Raw genomic sequence first — 22,286 nt, 5'->3', positions numbered from 1 at the left:
GCTTGTTAAGTCGATGGACCGGCAACCGTTTCCGGTCGTTCGACAGGGATTCCCTTGTGGGAAATGACGGGCTTGGCGGGTCCCTTCCCGCTGGTGGCGGGAGAAGACAGGGCCTGGAATTTTTCGCGCTTGAGACGCACCTGGATCATGTGTGGGCAGCGGTGATCGTCATGGTAGAGTTCTTGGCAATGCATGCAGTAGATGCATTCATTGACGTTGATCTGACCCTCCGGATGGATCGCCTGAACCGGACATTCCTTGGCGCAGCGCTGGCAGGGAGAACCGCATTCGGGCCACCGCTTCAGCCATTCGAACATCCGGATGCGGCCAGGAATGGCGAGCGCGGCGCCCAGGGGACATAGATAGCGGCAGTAGAAGCGTTCGATGAACAGCCCTGCCGCCAACAGCGTCAGAGCGAAAATGACGAACGGCCACTCGCGGGCGAACTTGAGGACGATGGCAGTCTTGAAGGGCTCGACTTCGGCGAAAACTTCCGCCAGTGCGAGCGAGTAGAACGACAGGCCGAACAGCCCCAGGAAGAGGATGTACTTGATCGGCCATAGCCGTTCGTTAAGGCCGAACGGCACCTTGATCTGGGGCACCTTCAGCCATTGGGCCAGGTTGTTGGTCAGTTCCTGAAGAGCGCCGAATGGACAGAGCCAGCCGCAGAACGGACCGCGTCCCCAGAAGAGGAGCCCTGCCGCCACCGCCGCCCACAGGATGAAGATGAGTGGCGCTGAGAGGAAGAACTCCCAGTTGAAGCTGGTTATCAGGGAGTTTGTGAAGGTCAGAACGTTGACGACGGAAAGCTGCGCGTTGGCGTACCAGCCGAGCCAGACCAGCGTGAAGAGCAGATAACCACGGCGCACCCAGGTGTAGAGCCGCGGACGCCGCACCAGCCAGTCCTGGAAGAAGAAGATGGCCGTGAGCGCCAAAAGGGCAGCCACCGTGATGCTGATCGACACGGTGTTCATCTGCCAAATGCGCATCCACAGCTCGTCTTCCTCGGCCTCTGGCTCGCCGGGACTTCCTGCCCCAAGGTTGGCATCGGCTGCCGCAGGCGGTGTGGCTCCAGCCGCGGCTGGTTCCTGAGCCGGCGGCGCCGCCGCCTGATTCACCACGACATATTGCTCGGGAAGGGAGTAACCCACGTTGAACGGAAGAGATGCCTTGTCGCGTGCACCGAAGCTCCGCTGGACGAGGAGCTGCAGCTCCCAAGGCTCCGTCACGTTGAAACTGAAGTCCTCCGGGACGGTGAAAAGAGCAATCTCGCGAAGCCTCGGCGCGCCCTCCGCGGCGAGATCGCCGATGCGCGTGTGATTCCGGTCCCGGAAGCGGACGCCCCCGCCATCCTGCAGAAGCTCGATGCGGTCGAAAATGCCGCCGCGGACATAGCCGGAGCCCTTGAAGGAGTAAGCCCCATCGCCCGCCACGATGATCGCCTGCTGTCCGTCTTTCAGCTTCTGTCGCAGGCGCTCGTAACCGCGCTCGCCCAGCAGGCTCACCCCGATCGTGGGGGCGCTAACGGGAGCAACGTAGAGCTCGATGAAGAGGTCTTCGGGTTTCCGGCTCTCGGGGCGGTTCGCCGCCTCCGTCTGGCCCGCCTGCTGGAATGCCTGCGTCACCTCACCTACTGTCAGCCGCAAGCTCCGGATCGACCCGTCGCCGACCAGGCTCTGCCAGCCGCGAACCTCCTGCCTCGACAGGTCAAGCGCGCGTGTCGCCACGGACGGCGGCGAGATACCGGCCCCTGCGCCGTCGCCGCCCCCAAGGCGGCCGCTTCGGATCAGTTTGACTGCCGACCGCACGATGCTGTCGCCCATGACGAGCACTGTCACGGTCGCGCCGCCGACGATGTCGACCTGCGGGTGCCTCTCAGCCCCCGCAGCCACGCGTGCGAGATCCTTGCCGATTAAAGAATTGAGGGCGCCGACAACCCTTTCTTCAGGGATGCCGATGAGAACGATCGGTTCGGAATGCCCGACCAGTTTGAAGCCGCGGATTATTCCGGTGGGGTCGATGCCGACCAGGATGTGGATCGGCTTTCCCGAATACCCAACCGAGCTGGTGAAGTCGGTATTCAGATAGACATATCCCGCCAGTTCGTCGCCCCGATAAACGGGGGTGATGGGCGGGTCACCCTGCGGTTGTCCGAAGCGGTCGGCGCCTTGGACTAGCTCAGACGGCTGCGCCTTTTGCAGGAGTTCCGCCAGCCTTCCTGCCGCCGAGGCCGGAATTGGACAAGACAAGAGGACAATTACTGCCAACGCAATCGCTATGAAAGCGATGACCGAGCGATCGGTACGCCGGACGAGATTGCTGAAGGGCCATATGCTCAAGATTAGCTTCCGATATGTCATGTCGGACAGGGTTCCGCACCCGTCCTCGCCCCGACTGAACTACCGCGAGTGGTACCTCATTCAACCGGAGCGTCTTTGTGCCAGCGCAAATTAATGGCTTTTCTTTTCTGCTATAGATACGACCGCAGGCCGGGCTGGAGATTGAAGACATGTCGCTTCTGAAATCGGAACCTTTCGCGGCAGTAACGTCGATGGATGAGCTGCTGGCGATCGCCTACGCCATGGAGCAGGAGGCGATCGGCGGCTATTCTAAGCTGGCCGACCATATGCGGCAGGAGAACAGGCCGGACATGGTGGCTGTGTTCGAACAACTGGTCGGCGAGGAAAGCCGGCATCTGGGGAATGTCGTGCACTGGTCCGAAAAGGTCAGCGGCAAGAAGCCCGACCTTTCCAACCTGCAATGGGAACCCACAGATACCTTCGACGACGAGGGGGCGAGCATGGTCGCGCCCGAGTTGCTCAGCGCCTATCGGGCCTTCTCGATGGCTGTGCGCAACGAGGAGAGGGCCTTCCTGTTCTGGACCTATGTGGCGGCGCAGACAGACCAGGATCCGCTGCGGGAAGCCGCCGAGCAGATGGCACGCGAGGAGCTAGGCCACCTAGCCACCCTTCGCCGCGAAAGACGCCGAGCCTTTCACGCCCGGCAGGATGTGCGGCCGCGCGCGCCCGTCCTCGACCTGCCGGAACTGGAGCTGCAGTTGGCCGCGCATCTCCAGGCAGCGGCCGCTAACGCTTCCGAAGCTGATGCGTCGAGCCTGGGGGACCTTGCAGGTCAAGCGCGCGAACGATCATTCAGCATCGCGCAACAGCCATTTGGCCCTTCACCCCTGTTGAGCAATGGGGTCGCGCCGGACGTGTCGCAACGCGCCACGGCACTGTGCGAGCTGCTGCTGGACTGCTATCTCGACTTCGGCGAGCGGCTGCTCGACCAGGACAGCCGCAGCCGCGCGCAGCAATTCGCGGCAGGCGCGGTGGAGTGCAGGTCGACGATCCGCGCCGTGATGAAATGAGGCGGCACTCGAAAGTCCGCACTCCAGCCGACGCGGAGCGGGCGGAAATGCCAGCCCTTGGCGATACTCGCCACTGGCCATGACAGGCACCACCTCTTTTGGCACTCTGATTGCTTTTCTGTATGGCGGCAGGTCAAGTCATCATGCGTCGCCTCGTCACCGAGGCTGGTGAATCTGCGATGTTGTTGCCTTCGTCGCCTTTCGGCTCCAGCCGGAACTGCCCGGCCACCGTGCCCTCGCTGTCGCCGCCCATGACAACGCCCGGCGGACTTGATCCTTTGGTGAGGGCCTGGGCGACTAATACGCCACTCTCATGTACGGTCGCTCTGTGCAGGGGTGCCGAAAGGGCGGCTGCACGCGCTGGTCACGTTGCGATGCAGTCACTGGACGCCAGACTTGTCGGGTGATTCTGAGCTTCGCCGACCGTGCGGGATCAGCACGAAACTTCCCGGGAGATCCGCAGATCCTCATCAAGCAACATCGGACGGGGCGATTGACGAGATCATGAGAACGTCCGCGCGCTTCTGAGCAGCGCTTCGAGCTGGCTCTGACGACCGTTTCCGGTTTTGCGAAAAATTCGTTCGAGATAGGTGCGGGCCGATTTGACGGCGACGCCGATTTCAATGGCCGCTTCCTGCACGGAACGGCCGGAGGCAAGCTCGGTGGCGAGCCGGGCTTCCGCCGGCGCCTCGCCAATGGCGCGAACCGGCAAATGGTCGCTGACCAGGAAGATCGCGCCGCTTGCCAAGCGAGACAGCGCGCTGGCCGCTTCCAATGCATCCGGCCACAGCTCGGCCGCGAACGCCGCTTCGTAGATTCGGTCGACAATGGCGCAGGCCAGCGCGTCCCGCGGCATTTCCAGCATCGGCATCTTCCCAGGCGAAGCACCGGCATCCATCTGCATGGTTCCACGTATCAATCCGTTGCGTAAACTTTCAACGCCCGCCGCTTACGGCATCGGGTGCCGGTACTGCAGCAGGACAAGCCCGGCCAGCCTGCCAGGCCGGCAAAGTGGGGTCGACGGTCGCAGTTAGGGCGCGCTTCGCCATGTTTTGTTAATCGCCTGACCCGATTGTGAATTTCGGCCGGGTTGAAGCGTGACCCCAAAAAGGCCATGCTTTGCTTGGAAAAGATCGAGTCTACGGCGATCCCGCTGACGCGGACACGGCTTTGACTGAAAGGGATACGATGCGGCAAGGATGTGCGCGCTGGCTGACAGGGCTGGCAATCGTGACGGGCATGGCGATCTCCGGTCTGCCTGCCTACGCCAAAGAGACCACCGAGCCGGTCAAGATCACATCCTTCTCGGGCGCCTATCTTGCTGCGCGGGTCGCTGAAGGCGACAATGATCTCGAAAGCGCCATCGCCTACTACAAGCAGGCGCTCGCCTTCGCTCCCGGTGATACCTCGTTGCAGCAAAGCCTGATGCTCTCGCTGATCGCGCAAGGCCGCTTCGAAGAATCCCTGGTCTATGCCGACAAGCTCAAGGCGGTTCCCGACGTCGAGCGATTCTCACGTCTGGCGCTGGCCGTCGGCTCCTTTCACAAGAAGGACTTTTCCAAGGCAGAATACTGGCTCAAGCTTTCGCTCGAATCCGATCTCGACCGGCTGATCTCCGGCGTTATGACCGGTTGGGCCAAGCAGGGCGCCGGCGACGCCAGTGACGCCATGGCCTCCATCGACAAGCTGCAGGGTCCGGACTGGTTCGGCCTCTTCAAATCCTTCCATCGCGCGCTGATCGCGGACGCGTCGGGCTTGCCCGAAAAGGCGGATGCGATTTACGCCGCGACCCTCCAGGACACCGCGACCGGGAGCGCCGCACCCGAAACCTGGATGCGCAATGCGCAGGCCTATGCCTCTTTCCTCGCCCGCAAGGGCGACAAGGACAAGGCGCTGTCCGTGCTCGATCAGGCCGAGGCATTTGCATCCGGCAAGGTGGAGATATCAGCGCTTCGCGACAAGATCACCAAGGGCGAGAAGATCAAACCCTTCGTTGCCGGCCCGTCCGACGGCGCCTCGGAAATCCTGCTTGATCTTGCCACCGCGCTCAATCGCGGCGGCGGCGAGCCGTTCGTCCGCCTCTATCTGCAATATGCACTGGCACTGAAGCCCGACAGCGACGCGGCCCTTGTACAGCTCGCCGCCGTTTCCGAGCAGTTGAAGGACGGCGAGGGCGCCATCGCCCTCTATCGCCGCATTCCGGCCGGTTCGCCGCTGAAAGAGCTTTCGGAACTGCAGCTCGGCCTCAACCTTGCCGATCTCGACCGCCATGACGAGGCCATCGCCCATCTGAAGGCCCTCGTCGAAGCGCATCCCGACGACATGCGCACCTATCAGGCGCTCGGTGGCGTCTATGCCTCGAAGGAGGATTTCCGCTCCGCGGCCGAGCTCTTTGACAAGGCGGTGGCGGTGCTGAAGGCCCCGACCCGCGCCGACTGGAACATTTTTTACCAGCGCGGCATCGCCTATGAGCGGCTGAAGGAGTGGCCGAAGGCAGAGCCGAATTTCCGCAAGGCGCTGGAATTGTTCCCCGATCAGCCGCAGGTTCTGAACTATCTCGGCTATTCCTGGGTGGATAAGAACATGAACCTCAAGGAAGGCCTTGAGATGATCCAGAAGGCCGTCGACCTTAGGCCGAGCGACGGCTACATCGTCGATTCGCTGGGCTGGGCCTATTTCCGCCTGGGCAGGTTCGATGACGCCGTGCGCGAAATGGAACGGGCCGTATCGCTGAAACCGGAAGATCCGGTGCTGAACGATCACCTCGGCGATGCCTATTGGCGCGTCGGCCGCAGGCTGGAAGCCACCTTCCAGTGGAACCAGGCCCGCGACCTGAAGCCGGATCCCGACGTGCTCGCCGCCTTGCAGCAGAAACTGCTGAAGGGCCTGCCGCCGATCGAATCCAACACGGCGCAGGAAACCCCGAAGGTCAAGCCCGAGCCGGCGCCCGCGCCGAAGGGCTGACCCTTCGCCTTGACGCTTGGCGGGCGGCGCTCTAGAGCCTGATCCCGAAAAGTTGCAGACTTTTCGGACAAGATCATGCGGCCTGATCCAACAGGTGCCCGCATCCCGCCGCTCCGTCGAGGCCTCCGTGACTGTTGACATCCCAGCCCATATGCATCCCAGCCGCTCGTTTCAGGGGCTGATCCTGACCTTGCATAACTACTGGGCGGACTATGGCTGCGTCGTTCTCCAGCCCTATGACATGGAGGTCGGCGCCGGCACGTTCCATCCGGCGACGACATTGCGCGCGCTTGGGCCAAAGCGCTGGAACGCGGCCTATGTGCAGCCCTCGCGCCGACCCAAGGACGGGCGCTACGGCGAGAACCCGAACCGGCTGCAGCACTATTACCAGTACCAGGTGATCCTGAAGCCGAACCCGCCCAATCTGCAGGAGCTTTATCTCGGTTCGCTGGCGGCCATCGGCGTCGATCCGCTGCTGCACGACATCCGTTTCGTCGAGGACGACTGGGAGAGCCCGACACTGGGCGCCTGGGGGCTGGGCTGGGAGTGCTGGTGCGACGGCATGGAAGTGTCGCAGTTCACCTATTTCCAGCAGGTCTGCGGCATCGAATGCGCGCCGGTAGCGGGCGAACTCACCTACGGGCTGGAGCGGCTGGCCATGTATGTGCAAGGCGTCGACAATGTCTACGACCTCAACTTCAACGGCCGCGAGGGCGCCGACAAGGTCACCTATGGCGACGTCTTCCTGCAGGCCGAGCAGGAATATTCACGCCACAATTTCGAATTCGCCAACACCGCGATGCTGCTCCGGCATTTCGAGGACGCCGAAGCCGAGTGCAAGGCGCTGCTCGATGCCGGCGCGCCGGCGTCGAACGACAATCTGGCGATGCACAGGATGGTATTCCCCGCCTATGACCAGTGCATCAAGGCCAGCCACGTCTTCAACCTGCTCGACGCACGCGGCGTGATTTCCGTCACCGAGCGGCAGAGCTATATCTTGCGGGTCCGCAATCTGGCCAAGGCCTGCGGTGAGGCGTTTCTGCTGACTCAGGCTGGCGGCCTGGCGGCTTAGCTCCCAAGGCCGTTGGCGATTTCGACCGAGGCGCTGATTGGCAACACGCCCTGGCTGCTTGCGCCATCGATTGTCCGCAGCGCTTGTCTAACGCCAGGCATCGTGAACGTGCCATGAGCCTGCGCCGCAAAACAGGCGCTGAGCGCGAGGATCTGCAGGAATGTCGATGCCGTTTTCATTGTCGTTCAGCCAATAGCTCTCTGCCTGAGCGTGGGTCGCTTCAGCCCTGCGTTCGGTTCATGGAAATCTTTGATCCAAGGACGCGCGGGTTCGCTTCGGTCCGACAGTCCGCCGAATTTTTTCGGAAATCGTCGGCAGACGCCCGATCTTGCAGGGAAGGGTGACAGCGGCCAGCCGAGTTGCTATGCCCCGCCCGGACCACTCTCCCGCATGAGCTGACCCTATGCCCGACCTGCTCCTAGAACTTCGCTCCGAGGAAATCCCCGCGCAGCCGCACGCCCGCAGCGCCGCAGGCGCAAGGACGTGCAAAAAAGGAAAAGGCATGCGGGGAGGGAAACTCTAATGCCGGATTTATTGCTCGAACTTCGCTCCGAAGAAATCCCCGCTCGCATGCAGCGCAAGGCGGGGGGCGACCTGAAGAAGATGGTGACGGACGGTCTGGTAGAGGCGGGGCTGACCTATGAGGCGGCGCGCGAATATTGGACGCCGCGCCGGTTGGCGCTCGATGTTCGCGGCGTGAGCGCGCGCTCGAAGGACATAAGCGAGGAGATCAAGGGGCCCTCGACCAAGGCGCCCGAACAGGCGATCCAGGGCTTCCTGCGCAAGGCCGGCCTTTCCTCGATCGCTGAGGCGCATGTCCATGCCGATCCGAAGAAGGGCGACTTCTACGTCGCCCATATTGCTAAGCCGGGCAGGGCGGCCGAGGCGATCATCGCCGAGCTGGTGCCGGCCATCATCCGCGGCTTTCCCTGGCCGAAATCGATGCGCTGGGGGCCCGCCTCGGCGAAACCCGGCTCCTTGCGCTGGGTGCGGCCGCTGCAATCCATCCTCTGCACCTTCGGCCCGGAGACCGAGGAGCCGGTGGTGGTCGATTTCGAGATCGACGGCATCCGCTCGGGCAACGTCACCTACGGTCATCGTTTCCAAGCCCCAGGCGCGATCACCGTGCGCCGCTTCGACGACTATGCCGCCAAGCTGGAGGCGGCGAAGGTCGTGCTCGATGCTGACCGGCGCAAGCAGATCATCCTTGCCGACGCCAGCAACCTCGCTTTCGCCAACGGGCTCGATCTGGTCGAGGACGAGGGGTTGCTCGAGGAAGTGTCCGGCCTGGTCGAATGGCCGGTGGTGCTGATGGGTGAGTTCGAGCAGGATTTCCTGGCCATTCCGGCCGAGGTGATCCGGCTGACCATCCGCGCCAACCAGAAGTGTTTTGTGACGCGGCCGCACGGCGCCCGCGAGGACCTGTCCAACCGCTTCGTCCTCACGGCCAACATCGAAGCGAGCGACGGCGGCAAGGAGATCGCCTACGGTAACGGTAAGGTGGTGCGCGCCCGCCTGTCCGACGCGCTCTATTTCTGGAAAACCGACCAGGGCGATCTGCCTGATCTCGACCAGTTGCAGGCCTCGGCGGAAAAGTTCGGGCTCGATCTCAAAAAACCGCTCGACCAGCGCATGGCCCGCCTCGACCATCTCGGCGTCACCTTCCACGCCAAGCTCGGCACGCAAGGCGAGCGGGTGGAGCGGATCGCTCGGCTGGCCGAGGAATTGGCGCCGATCGTCGCGAGTTTGATCTCCCCCCTTGAGGGGGAGATGGCCGGCAGGCCAGAGGGGGTCGCCTCGCGTGAAGCGCCAGCATCCTCTGTCCGCGATAGGGATTCGCGTCAGGACGTGCCGACCCCCTCTGTCGCCTCCAGCGACATCTCCCCCTCAAGGGGGGAGATTACCGCGCTCGCACGTCGCGCCGCCGTCCTGGCCAAGGCCGATCTCACCACCGAAGTGGTCGGCGAGTTCCCGGAGTTGCAGGGCGCCATGGGCCGCAAATATGCGTTGCTGCAGGGCGAGCATCCGTCAGTCGCCGCGGCGGCGGAAGAACACTACAAGCCGCAGGGCCCGTCCGACCGCGTGCCGACCGACCCGGTGTCGATCGCCGTAGCGCTAGCCGACAAGCTCGACACGCTGGTTGGGTTCTGGGCCATCGACGAGAAGCCGACCGGCAGCAAGGACCCCTATGCGCTGAGAAGGGCGGCGCTTGGGGTGATCAGGATTTTGGTCGAAAATGGCGTGAGGCTACCGGTCCAGCGCCAGTTTCTTAACGCACTGTTCGGACTTACCCACAATGGCGGTAATCGGTTTTCGGTGGTCTGGCGAGCGGATGACGAGGGGGATTTCACCACCGGCGTGGGATCGGCCGATGATCTGGTCAGTGAGCGAGCAGGTTCGTTATCCTCGGAGATACGTGGCGTAGAACACCCAGACCATTCTGCAGCTGAAATAATTGCCGACCTCCTCGCCTTCTTCCACGACCGCCTCAAGGTCTACCTCCGCGACCAGGGCGCGCGGCATGATTTGATCGATGCGGTGTTGGCAAGCGGCGCTGCCCCCTCATCCGGCCCTTCGGGCCACCTTCTCCCCGCTGGGGAGAAGAGGCTGGCACCGGCGTTGGTGACCTCTTCTCCCTCCGGGGAGAAGGTGGCCGCGAAGCGGCCGGATGAGGGGGCCTCGCAGAACGACGACCTCCTTCAAATCGTCCGCCGCGTCGAAGCGCTCGGCTCCTTCCTCGATACCGAGGACGGCAAGAACCTGCTTGCCGGCACCAAGCGTGCGGCCAACATTCTGGCCGCCGAGGAGAAGAAGAAAACCACGATCGCTGAACATGTTGAGCCGGCTCTATTCCGCGAAGATGCCGAGAAAGCGTTGTTTGCGGCGGTGAATCAGGCCGAGAAGGAAGCCGGCCAAGCGATTCACAACGAAGACTTTTCCGCCGCCATGCTGGCGCTTAGCGTGTTGCGCGAGCCGGTTGATTCATTCTTTGAGCAAGTGCTCGTAAACGACGAGGATCAGGCCGTTCGTGCCAATCGTCTGGCGTTGCTGGCGCGCATCCGGACAGCGACCGACCAGGTCGCGGATTTCTCGAAGATCGCCGGCTGAGGCTTGGAAGAATATTTCTCCCAACCGGCGACTCCCTACAGTCATATGACGATGATCTCTGCGGGTCCGGTGTGTCTGAGTCGACAAGCCAGTTTCTCTGCCTGCGAGCAAACCACATTCGCCTTTTCCTCAGAGCTTACTTGGCATAGAACCACAGAGCAGCTGCGGCCACCGAAATGGCTGCGACCGCTTTCCACGCCCGCACAATGACAACGGCCGGGAATATCGCCGCGCCAATCAGCCACCAGCCGGTAAGGCTGAGATAACTGTGAAGCCCCCATGCGCTAACACCAAACGCAGGCACGAGAGCAAGAACTTCGTTTCTTGTCCATGGTTTCGCCGGTCGCGCGGGCGAAGCCCGCGCGAGGTGTTTTGCACGAGCACCTTTGCGCGATACCGTTCCGGTCGATGTAGCCCACGATGGGCTTTCCGAGCCAGGTATCTTGCCGCTGCCACCGCAGCCGATGCACACCAGCTGCTCTCTGGCCGAGCCGCGGCCCGATCCACCGCAGGCTGCGCAGGAGATATCGGTAAAGCCTCCTCGCCCGCTGCCGCCACATGAGTAGCAGGGCGGATAGTTTCCGTACGTCCAGCCATACCCAGAGCAAACGTTGCAGGTGGCCATCGCGGCACGCCTCGGTCAAGCCCAAGCCAAACAGTTAGTCTCACATGCCTCGGGGCTCGGGGCAAAGCTGCTCAATAGATGTAGCGTGGCGATGGCAAACGCAACCATTGGGAGTAAGTCGATCTACTCAGACTCCTCCAGGAAATGGGCATCGCTAGGTTTGAGGGCAGCGCGCCGCATGATGGCGTTCAGGCTTCGTCCCCCCTTAGCGTTGTTTGGCGTACTTTCAACGCGCGCCCTCTACATCTGTCCGGCCGGGAGAGTCTGGCCCGTAAGGCTCAGTGGCCCGAAACAGCATCAACTATGTGTCGCGCGATTGCTCGGGCTGCGACCTGAGGCCGAACTGCACGCAGGCCAAATACCGATGGGTCAGTCGGCACCAGGATGAGGAAGCGCTGGAGCTGGGTTGAGATGCAGATGGGCTGTTGCAGGCGCTTCGTCGAAACGAAGCGCCGACGTTCTCACACAGCCTGTCACGCGCAGCCCTGATCGCTTGTCAGTCTTCCAGAATGCTGACGCGCACGCGATTCGTGTAGACGTCGACCTGGATCAGTGGCTCGCCATCGACGATGGCGCGTCTCGTAGAACCACTCATCGCGCCGCTGCGCTCCAGCATGCGTTGCAGTCCCGCGCGCTGGCCGTTGGTCTTGAACCAGGCGTCGTTCTCGTCGTCGCTGTCGCGCCTACGGAACTTGTGCCAGTTGGCGCGATCCTGCCGCACCATCTGCGCGGCATTGCCCAGCGCGTAGCCGTCACTGGCGAAATGATCCCGGTCGGAAATGCGCGCGACGTAGGACCCGAGCATTTCATCGGCACAGGTTGGGCCGGTGCCCAGCAATGATGCCAGCAAAAGGCCAGCGACGGTGAATGGTCTTGCCTTGCTCATGATAACCCCCTTTGCCCTGAGCGATCTCCCTGGCACGATGGTGCGCAGGGCGCCGGACCGGCGTCAAGCCGAACGGTTATTCGGCCGGGTCGCTGTCGGGAATGGGCGCCGGTTGCGGCGTTGCGGGTTCTGACGAGCTGTTCGGTGCCGTTATCTTTTCGTCGGATCTGGTGCCCGCCCCTGGTGCCGCGGCAGCCGTGGTCGCAGTCGGCGCGGCGAGGGGGGCCGGTTTCGCGAAGGCGTCGCCGACGATACCGCCGCGAATGATCATCGGGCTTTGCCTGAAATCATGTTTGGGCCCGGGCTGACTCGGGATCGCGGCAACTTTTTCATAAGTGACATCGGGCACCGGTTTGCCGAGCGCGATGATCGATGGCGTCGAGGAGCCGGCCTTTGTGCTCTCAGCCGCCTTCGCTGGCTCAGGCGGGCTGAGCGTGACGACGGACGGCGTTGACGTCGACGCTCCGAGGACGACGAAGGACGAAGCCTGCGCTCCGCCCGCCGCCAGAGTGAGACCAAGCGCTCCCAGGATACGCACCCAGACCATGACAGTTCCCCTTGCCCAACAGGCTGGCACCATACCGTTCGGGAATTGATGCGGGCTTGCGGGGAAAGACGGCATTTTAACGATCGATCATTCGCCAACGTCCGGACTTGCCCCCGTGCCGGACTTGCCCTCTGAACGTCACCGTACTACGCACCCGGCAAATGTGAGGTGACGAGAGTGGCTGAGATACTTGCCGCCGGCGAGGCGATGGAGCGGGCGCTGGCGCTGCTCGAAAGCGGCGATGTCGTCGCCATTCCGACGGAAACCGTCTACGGGCTGGCCGGCGATGCGACCAATGGCGCGGGCGTGGCGCGCATCTTCGAGGCCAAGGGCCGGCCGCGCTTCAACCCGCTGATCGCCCACGTCGCCGATCTGGCGATGGCCGAGCGCATCGCGCTGTTCGATCCTCTGTCGAAAAAACTGGCGCAGACATTCTGGCCGGGACCGCTGACGCTGGTGTTGCCGCAACGGCCTGGCAACGGTATTCATCCTCTGGTCACGGCCGGGTTGGATACGATCGCGCTGCGCATGCCGAAAGGCTTTGGCGGCGAACTGATCGCCAGGCTCGGCCGCCCGCTTGCCGCGCCCAGCGCCAATTCTTCAGGCAAGATCAGCGCCACGACAGCCGAGGCCGTGGCGGCCGATCTCGGTTCGAAAATCAGGCTGGTGGTCGATGGCGGCGCAACGTCGGTCGGGCTGGAATCGACGATCGTCAAGGTCGAGGGCGGAAAGCTGCGGCTGCTGCGGCCGGGCGGCATTGCCGCCGAGGACATCGAAGCTGCCGCCGGCGTGACGCTGTCGCGCGGTGCGGCGGGCATCGAGGCTCCGGGCATGCTCGCCTCGCATTATGCGCCGGGTGCCGCGGTGCGGGTCAACGCCGCAAAAGTGGCAAAGGGCGAAGCCTTGCTGGCGTTCGGCCCCCGCCGTGCCGAAGGCTGGCAAGGCGCTGTCGCCTTGCGCAACCTGTCCGAGGCAGGCGACCTGCGCGAGGCGGCGGCCAATCTCTTCGCCCACATGCAGGATCTCGATCGCAGCGGCGCCAAAACAATCGCCGTCGAGCCGATCCCGTTCGACGGGCTGGGCGAGGCGATCAACGACCGGCTTTCGCGCGCCGCCGCCCCTCGTGACCGGGCCGCCACGCGTGACAAGATCGATGCAGGACCGTAGTTTCCACTGATGAACGACATATCCCCAGGCCCAGACCCCGCCCTCATCGACCGCTTCGCGGCCATCGTAGGCGACAAATATGCGCTTCGCGACCAGCAGGATATCGCGCCTTACCTCATTGAGAGGCGCGGTCGCTGGCATGGCAGGACGGCTCTGGTGCTGAGACCCGGCAGCGTCGACGAGGTCAGCCGCATCATGCGGCTGGCGACAGAGACGGGCACGCCTATCGTGCCGCAAAGCGGCAACACCGGGCTGGTCGGGGCGCAGGTGCCTGATACGTCCGGTCGCGAGATAGTGCTGTCGCTGTCGCGGCTGAACCGCATCCGCGAGATCGACGTCCTGTCCAACACGGCCACCGTCGAGGCCGGCGTCATCCTGCAGACCTTGCAGGAAGCGGCCGATGCCGCCGACCGGTTGTTTCCGCTGTCGCTTGCCGCCCAGGGCTCCTGCCAGATCGGCGGCAATCTCTCTTCCAATGCCGGCGGCACTGGCGTCCTTGCCTACGGCAATGCGCGTGAGCTCTGCCTCGGCGTCGAAGTGGTGCTGCCGACCGGCGAGGTGTTCGACGACCTGCGCAAGCTGAAGAAGGACAACACTGGCTACGATCTGAAGAACCTGTTTGTCGGGGCGGAGGGCACGCTCGGCGTCATCACCGCCGCCGTGCTCAAGCTTTTCCCCAAGCCCAAGGGGCGCGAGGTGGCCTTTGCGGGCCTGTCATCGCCGGAGGCGGCGCTGTCTCTGTTCAGCCTGGCGATGGACCGCGCCGGCGCCGCACTCACCGCTTTCGAGCTGATCGGCCAGAGGCCCTACGACTTCACGCTCGCCCACGCGCAAGGCGTCGTGCGGCCGCTGGCCGGGGATTGGCCATGGTATGTGCTGATGCAGGTCTCCTCGGGCCGCTCGGCGGAGGATGCGAGGGCCCTGATCGAGGAGGTGCTTTCAGCCGGCCTCGAGCAGGAGATCGTCGGTGACGCGGTGATCGCGGCGAGCATCGCCCAGGGCGACGCCTTCTGGAATTTCCGCGAGGTGCTGCCCGACGCGCAGAAGCCCGAAGGTGCCTCGATCAAGCACGACATCTCGGTGCCGGTGGCGTCCATCCCGCAATTCATCGAAAAGGCGGCCAGCGCCGTGCAGTCGGTCAGCCCCGGTGCGCGCGAGGTCTGTTTCGGTCACATGGGCGACGGCAACCTCCACTACAACATTTCCCGGCCGGTCGGCGGCGACGACGACGCGTTTCTCGGCCTCTACCACGCCATGAACCAGGCCGTGCACGACGTCGTGCGCAGCCTTCACGGCTCGATCTCGGCCGAGCACGGCATCGGCCAGCTGAAGCGCGACGAATTGATCGCGACGGCGCCGCCAATGGCGATCGACCTGATGCGCAGGGTGAAGAGGGCCTTCGACCCAGCCGGCATCATGAATCCCGGTAAGGTTATCTGATCCTTTCGACGTCCTGTGCCTGGTCGTATTCCGATAACCATCGCCTGAGGTCAGCAAAATTTAACTGACTTTCTTAAGCGGGGCGGTAAGAAGCCCGCGCTAATGTTTCCCCACAACGAGGCTGGAAAAACCGGCCCGGAGCACCGGAAAACCGGCTCTCAGGAGAAACAGGAAGGCATTACATGAACACTGGACTGAAGCCAGTCTGGGCCGGCCGCAACATGCGCCTCGACCCATTCCGCCTGCCGCAGGTGGTGAGCTACGCCACGCGCGACGACTATGGCGACGTTACCTTCACCATCGACCACCGCGGCGCCGTCATTCGCCGCACGCTGGAGATGAGCGGCGTGCCGGCGATCATCGCTCTCCCCGCCAACGCGTTTCGCGGTGTGGCCGCCCGCGCGATGGAGGATCCGGATGGCAATGTCACGGTGACGCTGGAGCTTCTGCACAATGATCCGATGCTGTCGGTGCCGCTGCTGGTGGCCGACGATCTCGAGGATGTCGCCGCCGACTGGCGCGCCTGGGCCGATGCCTACCGTCTGCCGATGCTGCTGATCGAAGCCGACGGTGTCGCCCGTACGCTGGAGGAATCGCTTGGCGCCGCCATCAAGACGCTTCCGGCGCAGGATCGCCGCAAGGGCCGTGTTTCGAACACGCGCCGGCCGCGCTTCCTCGCCCGCCGCAGGGCCGGCGACCTCGGCCTCAGGCTGGTCATCGGCGGCCAGGAGATCATTTCGCGGGAATAGTCCTGCAGCTCTTCCTTCTCCCTTCTTGGGGAGAAGGGAACAAGGCTCCTACACCAGCGGCTTCACCGCCACCCACACAGCGCCGCCGATCAGGCCAAGGAAGATCAGCCAGCCAACCTGGTTGTTCGACCTGAACAGACGCAGGCACTGGTCCGGATCGTCGATGTTCAGCCTTGCTATCTGCCGCGCCATATGGGCGCCGGCGGCGATCAACCCGGCCAGCGCCGGCATCGGCGCCTGAGCCGATGCAAAGGCGATGGCGAAGCACACCAGCGCTCCGCCATAAAGGCCGGCAAGCCAGGCCTTGGTGTTGTCGCCGAACAGGCGCGCGGTCGAGCCCACGCCGACGATGGCGTCGTCTTCCTTGTCCTGATGCGCATAGATCGTGTCATAGCCGATCACCCACAGGATCGACCCGATATAGAGCATGACGGCGGGTCCATCGATATCGCCGAACTCGACTGCCCATCCCATCAGCGCACCCCAGGAAAAGGCAAGGCCGAGAACCAGTTGCGGCCAGTTGGTATACCGCTTCATGAACGGATAGATGGCGACGACGACAAGCGAACAGATGCCGAGCAGGATGGCGAAGCTGTTGAACTGCACAAGCACTGCGAGGCCGACCAAAGCCTGGATGGCGAGAAACGCCCACGCCTGCCGGCGTGTGACCTTTCCCGACGGCAGTGGCCGCGAGCGCGTGCGTTCCACCTGGTTGTCGATGTCCTGGTCGACCAGATCGTTGTAGGTGCAGCCGGCGCCGCGCGTGGCGATGGCGCCGATCAGGAACAGCACGAGATACCACGGCGCCGGCAGCAGCGAGAGCAGCGGGTCGCTGGGGCGAGGATAGGCGCTTGCCGCAAGCGCCGCCGACCACCAGCACGGCCACAGCAGCAACTGCCAGCCGATCGGCCGGTCCCATCGCGCAAGCTGCGCATAGGGCCATAGCCAGCGTGGCAGAGCGCGGTAGACCCAGTGGCCGCTCGGCGCATCGGCGACGCGGCCCTGGGCCGCTTTCGACTGGACGGTTTCCATTGTGCTGGAGTGGCAGCAGCGGCGGAAAGCGTCAAGTCTCGTCGGTGGTGGGTCAGTTTGAAATTCGAACCACTCGATTTAATTTCGTCCAGCAGGGCCTGCGCAAAAGGCTGAAAAGCCCCAAATCGACAAATTCAAGGAAGCCGCCCATGGCGGCATTATAGCAATTTTTCCCAAGCCCTGGAAACCGCAACGCTGCAAGTTGTGGCGGCAATGCTCCGGCGCCTTGCGGCGGCTCGCTTATCCATAGGAGAAACCATGACGATGACGATTTCCCCGTTTCTCTCTGCTCTCGGATCCGAAGGTCCCCCAGCCGACCGAGCGAAAGACATGGACCTGTATGGATGGCTAATCGGAAGCTGGGAAATCGACACGGTCCGCCACCTCGACGACGGCACAATCCAGAAATGGACTGGAGAATGCCATTTTGGCTGGGTGCTCGAAGGCTGTGCGATTCAGGACGTTTGGATCAGGCCCAAGCGCCCTGCGCCGTCGACGATGTATGGCACGACTTTGCGCATCTTCGATCCTGGGATCGGTGGCTGGCACATCATATGGAATGACCCGCTCAACCGAGATTACTCGCGCCAGATCGGGCGGGCCGAGGGTAAGAACATTGTCCAGCTCGGCGATGACTCGCGCGGTCTGAAAACTCGATGGCGTTTCACTGAGATCACTGCCAACAGCTTCCATTGGATCGGCGAGGAAAGATCTTCCGAGAGCGACCCTTGGCAAATCACATATGAACATTTAGCCCGCCGAACAAATTGCTGAAGCTAGTGGTATCCGCTTAACGGGTATTCCTGATTCATGACGGCCTGTTGAGGGGCGAAAACCAGCCCGCGCAGGGCGCCGGTCGTCTTCCGGAGCTGATCGCAGCCGGCAGGATTGCGCGCATCGGAAACATCGATGCCGCACGTTCCCGTGTGCAAGTCGTGTCAAATCACCCAAATGTCTTGACCCATCGTCCGGGGCGCAATAGCGCAGTCCTGATCGTGGAATGGCAAGGGATCTGGGCATGCGTGTTTTGTTGATCGGCTCCGGCGGCCGCGAACATGCCTTGGCCTGGAAGATCGCAGCCTCGCCGCTGCTGACGAAGCTCTACGCGGCGCCGGGCAACCCAGGCATCGGCCAAGAAGCCGAGCTGGTGACGCTCGACATTGCCGATCACGCGGCGGTGGCCCGGTTCTGCACCGAGAAAAAGATCGATCTCGTCGTGGTCGGGCCGGAAGGGCCACTGGTCGCCGGCATTGCCGACGACCTTCGCGCCGCAGACATTCGCGTTTTCGGCCCGTCCAAAGCTGCAGCGCGGCTCGAAGGCTCGAAGGGTTTCACCAAGGACCTTTGCGCGAAATACGACATCCCGACCGCCGCCTATGGCCGTTTCGGCGACCTCGCGTCGGCCAAGGCCTACGTCGAGAAGATGGGCGCGCCGATCGTGATCAAGGCCGACGGGCTGGCCGCCGGCAAGGGCGTCACCGTCGCCATGACGTTGGCCGAGGCACTGGCCGCGCTCGATGCCTGTTTCGAAGGGTCCTTCGGACAAGCCGGCGCGGAGGTGGTGGTCGAGGAGTTTCTCGTCGGCGAGGAAGCGAGTTTCTTTTGCCTGTGCGACGGCGCCATCGCGCTGCCGTTCGGCACCGCACAGGACCACAAGCGCCTCAGTGATGGCGACATTGGCCCGAACACTGGCGGTATGGGCGCTTATTCGCCGGCGCCGGTGATGACGCCGGAGATGATCGACCGCACCATGCGCGAGATCGTCGAGCCGACCATGCGCGGCATGGCCGAACTTGGCGCGCCGTTTTCCGGCGTGCTGTTTGCCGGGCTGATGATATCAGACGAGGGGCCGAAGCTGATCGAATACAACACCCGTTTCGGTGATCCGGAATGCCAGGTGCTGATGATGCGGTTGAAGGACGATCTCTTGGTCCTGCTCAACGCTGCCGCCGATGGCCAGCTTGCGCATACTTCGGTGCGCTGGCGTGACGAGACGGCACTCACCGTGGTGATGGCGGCCAGGGGCTATCCCGGCACGCCGGAAAAGGGCTCGGTCATCCGCGGCGTCGAAGAGGCCGCACGCGACGGCGTCGAGGTCTTTCATGCCAGCACCGCCATCAACAGCGGTGCGCTGGTCGCCAATGGCGGCCGCGTGCTCGACGTCACGGCTGTCGGCGGCACGGTCGGCGAGGCGCAGAGACGGGCCTATGCCGCACTCGACCGGATCGATTGGCCGCAAGGCTTCTGCCGCCGCGACATTGGCTGGCAGGCCGTCGCACGCGAGCAGGCGCGCTGACCCTTCGAACGGGTTTTCAGATTTCAGCCCCCGTGATCGAACTCGGTCGAGGCGGTGCTGACCGGATCGCCGGCGACGGGCGTAGCTTCGAGGGCTGATGCGGAGCGATTTTCCTTCCGCGTCGAGGCCACATATTCGGCAATTCCGCGCGGAGTGCGTGGCGCCGCCTTCACAGCAGGCATTTGAAAGCTATCGCGGAATTTGGCCCAGCGTGCGCTGAACACGGCGACCATTTCTCCGAAGGACGGCGGTGTCGCCACGGTGGCGTAGGTGATGGTGTCGCCGGCTAGCCCGGCCTCGCGCGACAGGGGCACCGGAATCGAGGCGAGGTAGTCCGGCTGAACGTCGATCAGGCCGCCGAACGGCCATTGCGCGCGCAGTGTGGCGGCATCCATCGGCGCGACATTGACGTCGATATCGTTCGGCGTGCCCGCGACCCGGTAGGGGCAGCGGAACCGGCCGCAATTGGCTTTCGCCGAAAACTGCCACAGCGCGTAGCCTTGCCAGTTGCCCATCGGAAAATGCACGCCGATGTCGGGCTTGTAGCGCGCATACCAGAGCGGCAGCCGTGACAGGAGCGTGTATTTGTACTTGTTGTCGGCGATGTGCCTGGCGGTCTTGCCGTTGGTGTAGAGCACCGGAAAGCGGCCAAGCCGCCGATGCACATGGCGAACGAATTCCTCGGCATCCTCGAGCGACATCCATTGCGTGGGGTCGTCGTCCTCGATGTCGAGAGCAAGCAGGTCATCTGGCCCAGGTTTCGCGAAATCGATGAAATTATTGGCCTGCCCCACGGGGTTGCCGGGGCGGGCGAGATGATAGGCGCCCCATTTCAGGCCGAGCGCCTTGGCCACCACCTTGCGCGTCTGGAACAGTTCCTGTGCCACCGCATGGCGCTTCCACAGCGCCTTGCAGAGCCTCGTCTCGGTTTCGTTGCCGAAACAGAAATAGGCTGGCGGCATCCCGTCGGACGCCTTGTTGATGAAGCCGACGATGCGCTTGTCGGTTGTAAGCTTAGCCCAATCGATGGAATTGTATTCGTAGGCGTCGATCACCAGCGCCCGGTCGGCATCCTTCCACGGGCGGGAGAAGTCGGAGGCTTTTGCCGCCTGCGCCAGCGCCATCGCGGCGATTATGGCGAGAAGCGCCAGTGCAGGCCGGCCCAAAGCGCGTAGCGGCTTTGGGATAACGACATGCACAAACAAAGACTTGAAGCGGCGAAGAGGGTGCGCCGGCGTTTTCAAACGGCAGATCCTTGCTGGCCAAAGCCCGATCCTGAACCGCCATGGTTAAGGAAATGCTTCGAGTCCTGACGAGGCTGAGTGGGCGCTGGCGAAGCTATCATTACCGCACCCCCAAAGTTTGAGGGCAAAGCGACGAGCGTGATTGTCGGTCAAATAGCTTCAACGCTGTTGCCATAGACAGGAACAACGATAGCGGGCGGCTCTGAAGCGCGGCCTTTCCGACGTAAGCGGTCGAGCGTCGGGATGAACAGCTCAACGGTGGCTAGCCACCCTAACTCGGCCATTCCTAATTGCGTTCTCATCCTAGAATAGCCGCGGATCGAGGACGAATGGGTCGGCGGCAATGATCTTCACCTCACTTGCAGCGGAATGATTATGATTCACGACCATGTTCAGATCAGGCGAACGGACGATCGGCACAATTGCTGACGGCACCCGGAGCAATGGCGTCGAGCGCGCCTGATGCCAGGCATCCCCTCGTTGCTGTGTCCATGCCTCGTGACGGCGCCAGTCCGGCGGAAGTTCATCAAGACCGACGGTCTCGACGCCGAGTGCATCCGGAACATCGTAAGTGACCATCACAAGTTCAGGAAGCAGGGCCGGATCCTCGATGTGAACGAGTTTTTCCAGGACACAGAGCGAGGGAGAGGTCGCGCAATAGGTGACCGCATGTCCCAGCGAGTTCCATCTGCCGTCAAAATGCAGGCCATAGCCGCCGTCAAGCGCCCAGGCGTGCTGCCTGCCTGACAGACGCCACAGCAGCATCAGGCGGCGGCGCCCCAGGCGATCTTGCCGAGAATGGTTTCGATGACGCGGGCGCCCGCCTCGGTCTGGGCAACCGCCAGAGGCGTCTCGCCGCCAAGTTCGGTGAGAGGCCGGCGTAACCAGCGATTGGCCTTGTCCTTGTCGCCAAAGGTATCTTCCGCCAGCGACTGGACCCGGAGGAGTCGGACGGCCCGATCGGACTCATCGATCGTCAGCGGCTGGTGCTTATCGGCGCGGTGCCGGCGGGTCCGCTGGGGGATCACGAATTTCTCGATCTCCTGATCACTCAGCCCCGCAAGGGTCAGCCCCTTGAGCGTCGCCAGCGGCAGGCGGTTACGTACGGCGAGCGCCAGATCGGCCTGCGACCGAACAATGGCCCCAAGAACCGTCTGGCCGCCGAGCTTGCGGGCAACCTCTTCGACAATGGTAGTAGACATGACGGACTCCTTGCATACTTCGGCAATCTGCCGTAGATATAGGCGGCATCTTGCCGCTTTGCAACGTTCGATGTCGAGTGATCAAGGAACGCCCAGCGGTCTAGATTTCAAACATGAGACCTTTTTCACAACCAGCATGACCGCTGACCGGCGGTCACTGGCGGTAGAGCGGCTGGATTTAGAACGGGTCGGGTGCCGGCGTTTGCGGCAGCGTTCCCTCGGCCTGGCGTTTGCAGTGATGGGCCAGCGAGCATTGGGGCGAACACAGAATGCCGCGATCCGACCAATAGGCGGCGCCGTCCTCGATCTTGCCCCGATGGTAGGAAAAACCTGCCGCTCGGTAAGGCAGGCCGCATTCGATGCAGCGATAGGCGTCAGATCTGGCGAGCATGGGCGGTCGTGTCCGGTATCTTCGTCCGTCGCCGGTCGAACGGTGCGGCTTTTTGCCAAGTTTAGCGTGCGCCGCAGCAATTGCAAAATCTGCGTGACAAAATTTGACGTTTACGTAAAAAGAAGGTGAGAGAGGCGACCCAAAAGCGGATGGTTTTGTGTCGCCACGGACCTTAAGTTGACCTGCCGGACAG

At 63.1% G+C, this 22,286-nt stretch carries 18 protein-coding genes and 1 pseudogene; 10 read left to right on the top strand and 9 right to left on the bottom strand.

Annotated elements, in window-relative coordinates; translation table 11 throughout:
• Positions 1–5: 5 nt before the first annotated feature.
• Positions 6–2,333 (bottom strand): NosR/NirI family protein, encoded by a 2,328-nt coding sequence (locus IQ26_RS09035; RefSeq protein WP_240547042.1) that lies wholly within the window; start codon positions 2,331–2,333, stop codon positions 6–8.
• 176 nt (positions 2,334–2,509) lie between these two features.
• Between IQ26_RS09035 and IQ26_RS09030 the strand changes: the two genes are divergently transcribed.
• Entirely contained in the window at positions 2,510–3,370 is an 861-nt protein-coding gene (locus tag IQ26_RS09030) for a ferritin-like domain-containing protein (protein WP_145716014.1), read from the top strand.
• A 502-nt stretch (positions 3,371–3,872) separates the two neighbouring features.
• On the opposite strand, the gene IQ26_RS39915 is transcribed toward IQ26_RS09030, so the two are convergent.
• Complete coding sequence (locus tag IQ26_RS39915) at positions 3,873–4,268, bottom strand: helix-turn-helix transcriptional regulator (protein ID WP_208760127.1); 396 nt, start codon at positions 4,266–4,268, stop codon at positions 3,873–3,875.
• Positions 4,269–4,558: 290 nt separating this feature from the next.
• Here IQ26_RS39915 and IQ26_RS09020 point away from each other — a divergent pair, with 290 nt between their 5' ends.
• The 4 genes and pseudogenes from IQ26_RS09020 to IQ26_RS41235 all read left to right on the top strand — a co-directional run bounded on the left by IQ26_RS09020 (position 4,559) and on the right by IQ26_RS41235 (position 10,514).
• Positions 4,559–6,334 carry a tetratricopeptide repeat protein gene (locus tag IQ26_RS09020; protein ID WP_145716231.1) on the top strand — a complete coding sequence of 592 codons (1,776 nt, stop codon included), beginning with the start codon at positions 4,559–4,561 and terminating at the stop codon, positions 6,332–6,334.
• Between the two features lie 151 nt (positions 6,335–6,485).
• Complete coding sequence (locus IQ26_RS09015; RefSeq protein WP_206616857.1) at positions 6,486–7,406, top strand: glycine--tRNA ligase subunit alpha; 921 nt, start codon at positions 6,486–6,488, stop codon at positions 7,404–7,406.
• Between the two features lie 522 nt (positions 7,407–7,928).
• Positions 7,929–9,950 (top strand): annotated as a pseudogene (glyS, locus tag IQ26_RS09005) (glycine--tRNA ligase subunit beta); the annotation flags it as partial.
• Positions 9,945–10,514 (top strand): DALR anticodon-binding domain-containing protein, encoded by a 570-nt coding sequence (locus tag IQ26_RS41235; RefSeq protein WP_338101599.1) that lies wholly within the window; start codon positions 9,945–9,947, stop codon positions 10,512–10,514. The pseudogene glyS and the gene IQ26_RS41235, both read left to right, overlap by 6 nt.
• A 1,121-nt stretch (positions 10,515–11,635) precedes the next feature.
• On the opposite strand, the gene IQ26_RS09000 is transcribed toward IQ26_RS41235, so the two are convergent.
• Positions 11,636–12,025 carry a hypothetical protein gene (locus tag IQ26_RS09000; protein ID WP_145716008.1) on the bottom strand — a complete coding sequence of 130 codons (390 nt, stop codon included), beginning with the start codon at positions 12,023–12,025 and terminating at the stop codon, positions 11,636–11,638.
• A gap of 76 nt (positions 12,026–12,101) precedes the next feature.
• Complete coding sequence (locus IQ26_RS08995; protein WP_145716006.1) at positions 12,102–12,572, bottom strand: hypothetical protein; 471 nt, start codon at positions 12,570–12,572, stop codon at positions 12,102–12,104.
• Between the two features lie 177 nt (positions 12,573–12,749).
• On the opposite strand from IQ26_RS08995, the gene IQ26_RS08990 reads away from it, so the two are divergent.
• The 3 genes from IQ26_RS08990 (at position 12,750) to IQ26_RS08980 (ending at position 15,928) form a co-directional block, all read left to right on the top strand.
• The gene (locus tag IQ26_RS08990) at positions 12,750–13,739 is read left to right on the top strand and encodes an L-threonylcarbamoyladenylate synthase (protein ID WP_145716004.1); all 990 of its coding nucleotides are present in this window, start codon (positions 12,750–12,752) and stop codon (positions 13,737–13,739) included.
• Between the two features lie 9 nt (positions 13,740–13,748).
• On the top strand, positions 13,749–15,179 hold the full coding sequence (locus tag IQ26_RS08985; RefSeq protein WP_145716002.1) for an FAD-binding oxidoreductase: 1,431 nt from the start codon (positions 13,749–13,751) through the stop codon (positions 15,177–15,179).
• A gap of 182 nt (positions 15,180–15,361) precedes the next feature.
• Positions 15,362–15,928 (top strand): DUF6101 family protein, encoded by a 567-nt coding sequence (locus IQ26_RS08980; protein ID WP_145716000.1) that lies wholly within the window; start codon positions 15,362–15,364, stop codon positions 15,926–15,928.
• A 48-nt stretch (positions 15,929–15,976) separates the two neighbouring features.
• Here IQ26_RS08980 and ubiA read toward each other — a convergent pair whose 3' ends face one another.
• The gene (gene ubiA, locus IQ26_RS08975; RefSeq protein ID WP_145715998.1) at positions 15,977–16,960 is read right to left on the bottom strand and encodes a 4-hydroxybenzoate octaprenyltransferase; all 984 of its coding nucleotides are present in this window, start codon (positions 16,958–16,960) and stop codon (positions 15,977–15,979) included.
• A 258-nt stretch (positions 16,961–17,218) separates the two neighbouring features.
• On the opposite strand from ubiA, the gene IQ26_RS08970 reads away from it, so the two are divergent.
• The gene (locus tag IQ26_RS08970) at positions 17,219–17,734 is read left to right on the top strand and encodes a hypothetical protein (RefSeq protein ID WP_240547038.1); all 516 of its coding nucleotides are present in this window, start codon (positions 17,219–17,221) and stop codon (positions 17,732–17,734) included.
• Positions 17,735–17,978: 244 nt separating this feature from the next.
• The gene (gene purD / locus IQ26_RS08965; protein WP_145715996.1) at positions 17,979–19,256 is read left to right on the top strand and encodes a phosphoribosylamine--glycine ligase; all 1,278 of its coding nucleotides are present in this window, start codon (positions 17,979–17,981) and stop codon (positions 19,254–19,256) included.
• Between the two features lie 23 nt (positions 19,257–19,279).
• Here purD and IQ26_RS08960 read toward each other — a convergent pair whose 3' ends face one another.
• From IQ26_RS08960 to IQ26_RS08945, 4 genes are all read right to left on the bottom strand, one after another.
• Positions 19,280–20,380, bottom strand: coding sequence for a glycoside hydrolase family 25 protein (locus IQ26_RS08960; protein WP_162457906.1), 1,101 nt, complete (start codon positions 20,378–20,380; stop codon positions 19,280–19,282).
• 423 nt (positions 20,381–20,803) lie between these two features.
• Entirely contained in the window at positions 20,804–21,265 is a 462-nt protein-coding gene (locus tag IQ26_RS08955; RefSeq protein WP_145715992.1) for an RES family NAD+ phosphorylase, read from the bottom strand.
• Positions 21,265–21,702 carry a type II RES/Xre toxin-antitoxin system antitoxin gene (gene parS, locus IQ26_RS08950; protein ID WP_145715990.1) on the bottom strand — a complete coding sequence of 146 codons (438 nt, stop codon included), beginning with the start codon at positions 21,700–21,702 and terminating at the stop codon, positions 21,265–21,267. Before parS ends, IQ26_RS08955 begins: the two co-directional genes overlap by 1 nt.
• Positions 21,703–21,880: 178 nt before the next feature.
• Complete coding sequence (locus tag IQ26_RS08945; protein ID WP_145715988.1) at positions 21,881–22,093, bottom strand: hypothetical protein; 213 nt, start codon at positions 22,091–22,093, stop codon at positions 21,881–21,883.
• Between the last annotated feature and the right edge of the window lie 193 nt (positions 22,094–22,286).

This window comes from Mesorhizobium tianshanense (assembly GCF_007830515.1).
GTDB classification, from domain to species: Bacteria; Pseudomonadota; Alphaproteobacteria; order Rhizobiales; family Rhizobiaceae; genus Mesorhizobium; species Mesorhizobium tianshanense.
The sequence above is the reverse complement of the archived record's forward strand: the minus strand, read 5'-3'. Positions and strand labels throughout refer to the sequence as shown.

Coding starts and splice junctions, on each gene's coding strand:
- IQ26_RS08955 (WP_145715992.1), bottom strand. CDS start 21,265: ATGCTGCTGTGGCGTCTGTCAGGCAGGCAGCACGCCTGGGCGCTTGAC.
- IQ26_RS08980 (WP_145716000.1), top strand. CDS start 15,362: ATGAACACTGGACTGAAGCCAGTCTGGGCCGGCCGCAACATGCGCCTC.
- IQ26_RS09020 (WP_145716231.1), top strand. CDS start 4,559: ATGCGGCAAGGATGTGCGCGCTGGCTGACAGGGCTGGCAATCGTGACG.
- IQ26_RS09030 (WP_145716014.1), top strand. CDS start 2,510: ATGTCGCTTCTGAAATCGGAACCTTTCGCGGCAGTAACGTCGATGGAT.
- purD (WP_145715996.1), top strand. CDS start 17,979: ATGCGTGTTTTGTTGATCGGCTCCGGCGGCCGCGAACATGCCTTGGCC.
- IQ26_RS08960 (WP_162457906.1), bottom strand. CDS start 20,380: ATGGCGCTGGCGCAGGCGGCAAAAGCCTCCGACTTCTCCCGCCCGTGG.
- IQ26_RS08945 (WP_145715988.1), bottom strand. CDS start 22,093: ATGCTCGCCAGATCTGACGCCTATCGCTGCATCGAATGCGGCCTGCCT.
- parS (WP_145715990.1), bottom strand. CDS start 21,702: ATGTCTACTACCATTGTCGAAGAGGTTGCCCGCAAGCTCGGCGGCCAG.
- IQ26_RS09015 (WP_206616857.1), top strand. CDS start 6,486: ATGCATCCCAGCCGCTCGTTTCAGGGGCTGATCCTGACCTTGCATAAC.
- IQ26_RS08995 (WP_145716006.1), bottom strand. CDS start 12,572: ATGGTCTGGGTGCGTATCCTGGGAGCGCTTGGTCTCACTCTGGCGGCG.
- IQ26_RS09000 (WP_145716008.1), bottom strand. CDS start 12,025: ATGAGCAAGGCAAGACCATTCACCGTCGCTGGCCTTTTGCTGGCATCA.
- IQ26_RS08985 (WP_145716002.1), top strand. CDS start 13,749: ATGAACGACATATCCCCAGGCCCAGACCCCGCCCTCATCGACCGCTTC.
- IQ26_RS39915 (WP_208760127.1), bottom strand. CDS start 4,268: ATGGATGCCGGTGCTTCGCCTGGGAAGATGCCGATGCTGGAAATGCCG.
- IQ26_RS08970 (WP_240547038.1), top strand. CDS start 17,219: ATGACGATGACGATTTCCCCGTTTCTCTCTGCTCTCGGATCCGAAGGT.
- ubiA (WP_145715998.1), bottom strand. CDS start 16,960: ATGGAAACCGTCCAGTCGAAAGCGGCCCAGGGCCGCGTCGCCGATGCG.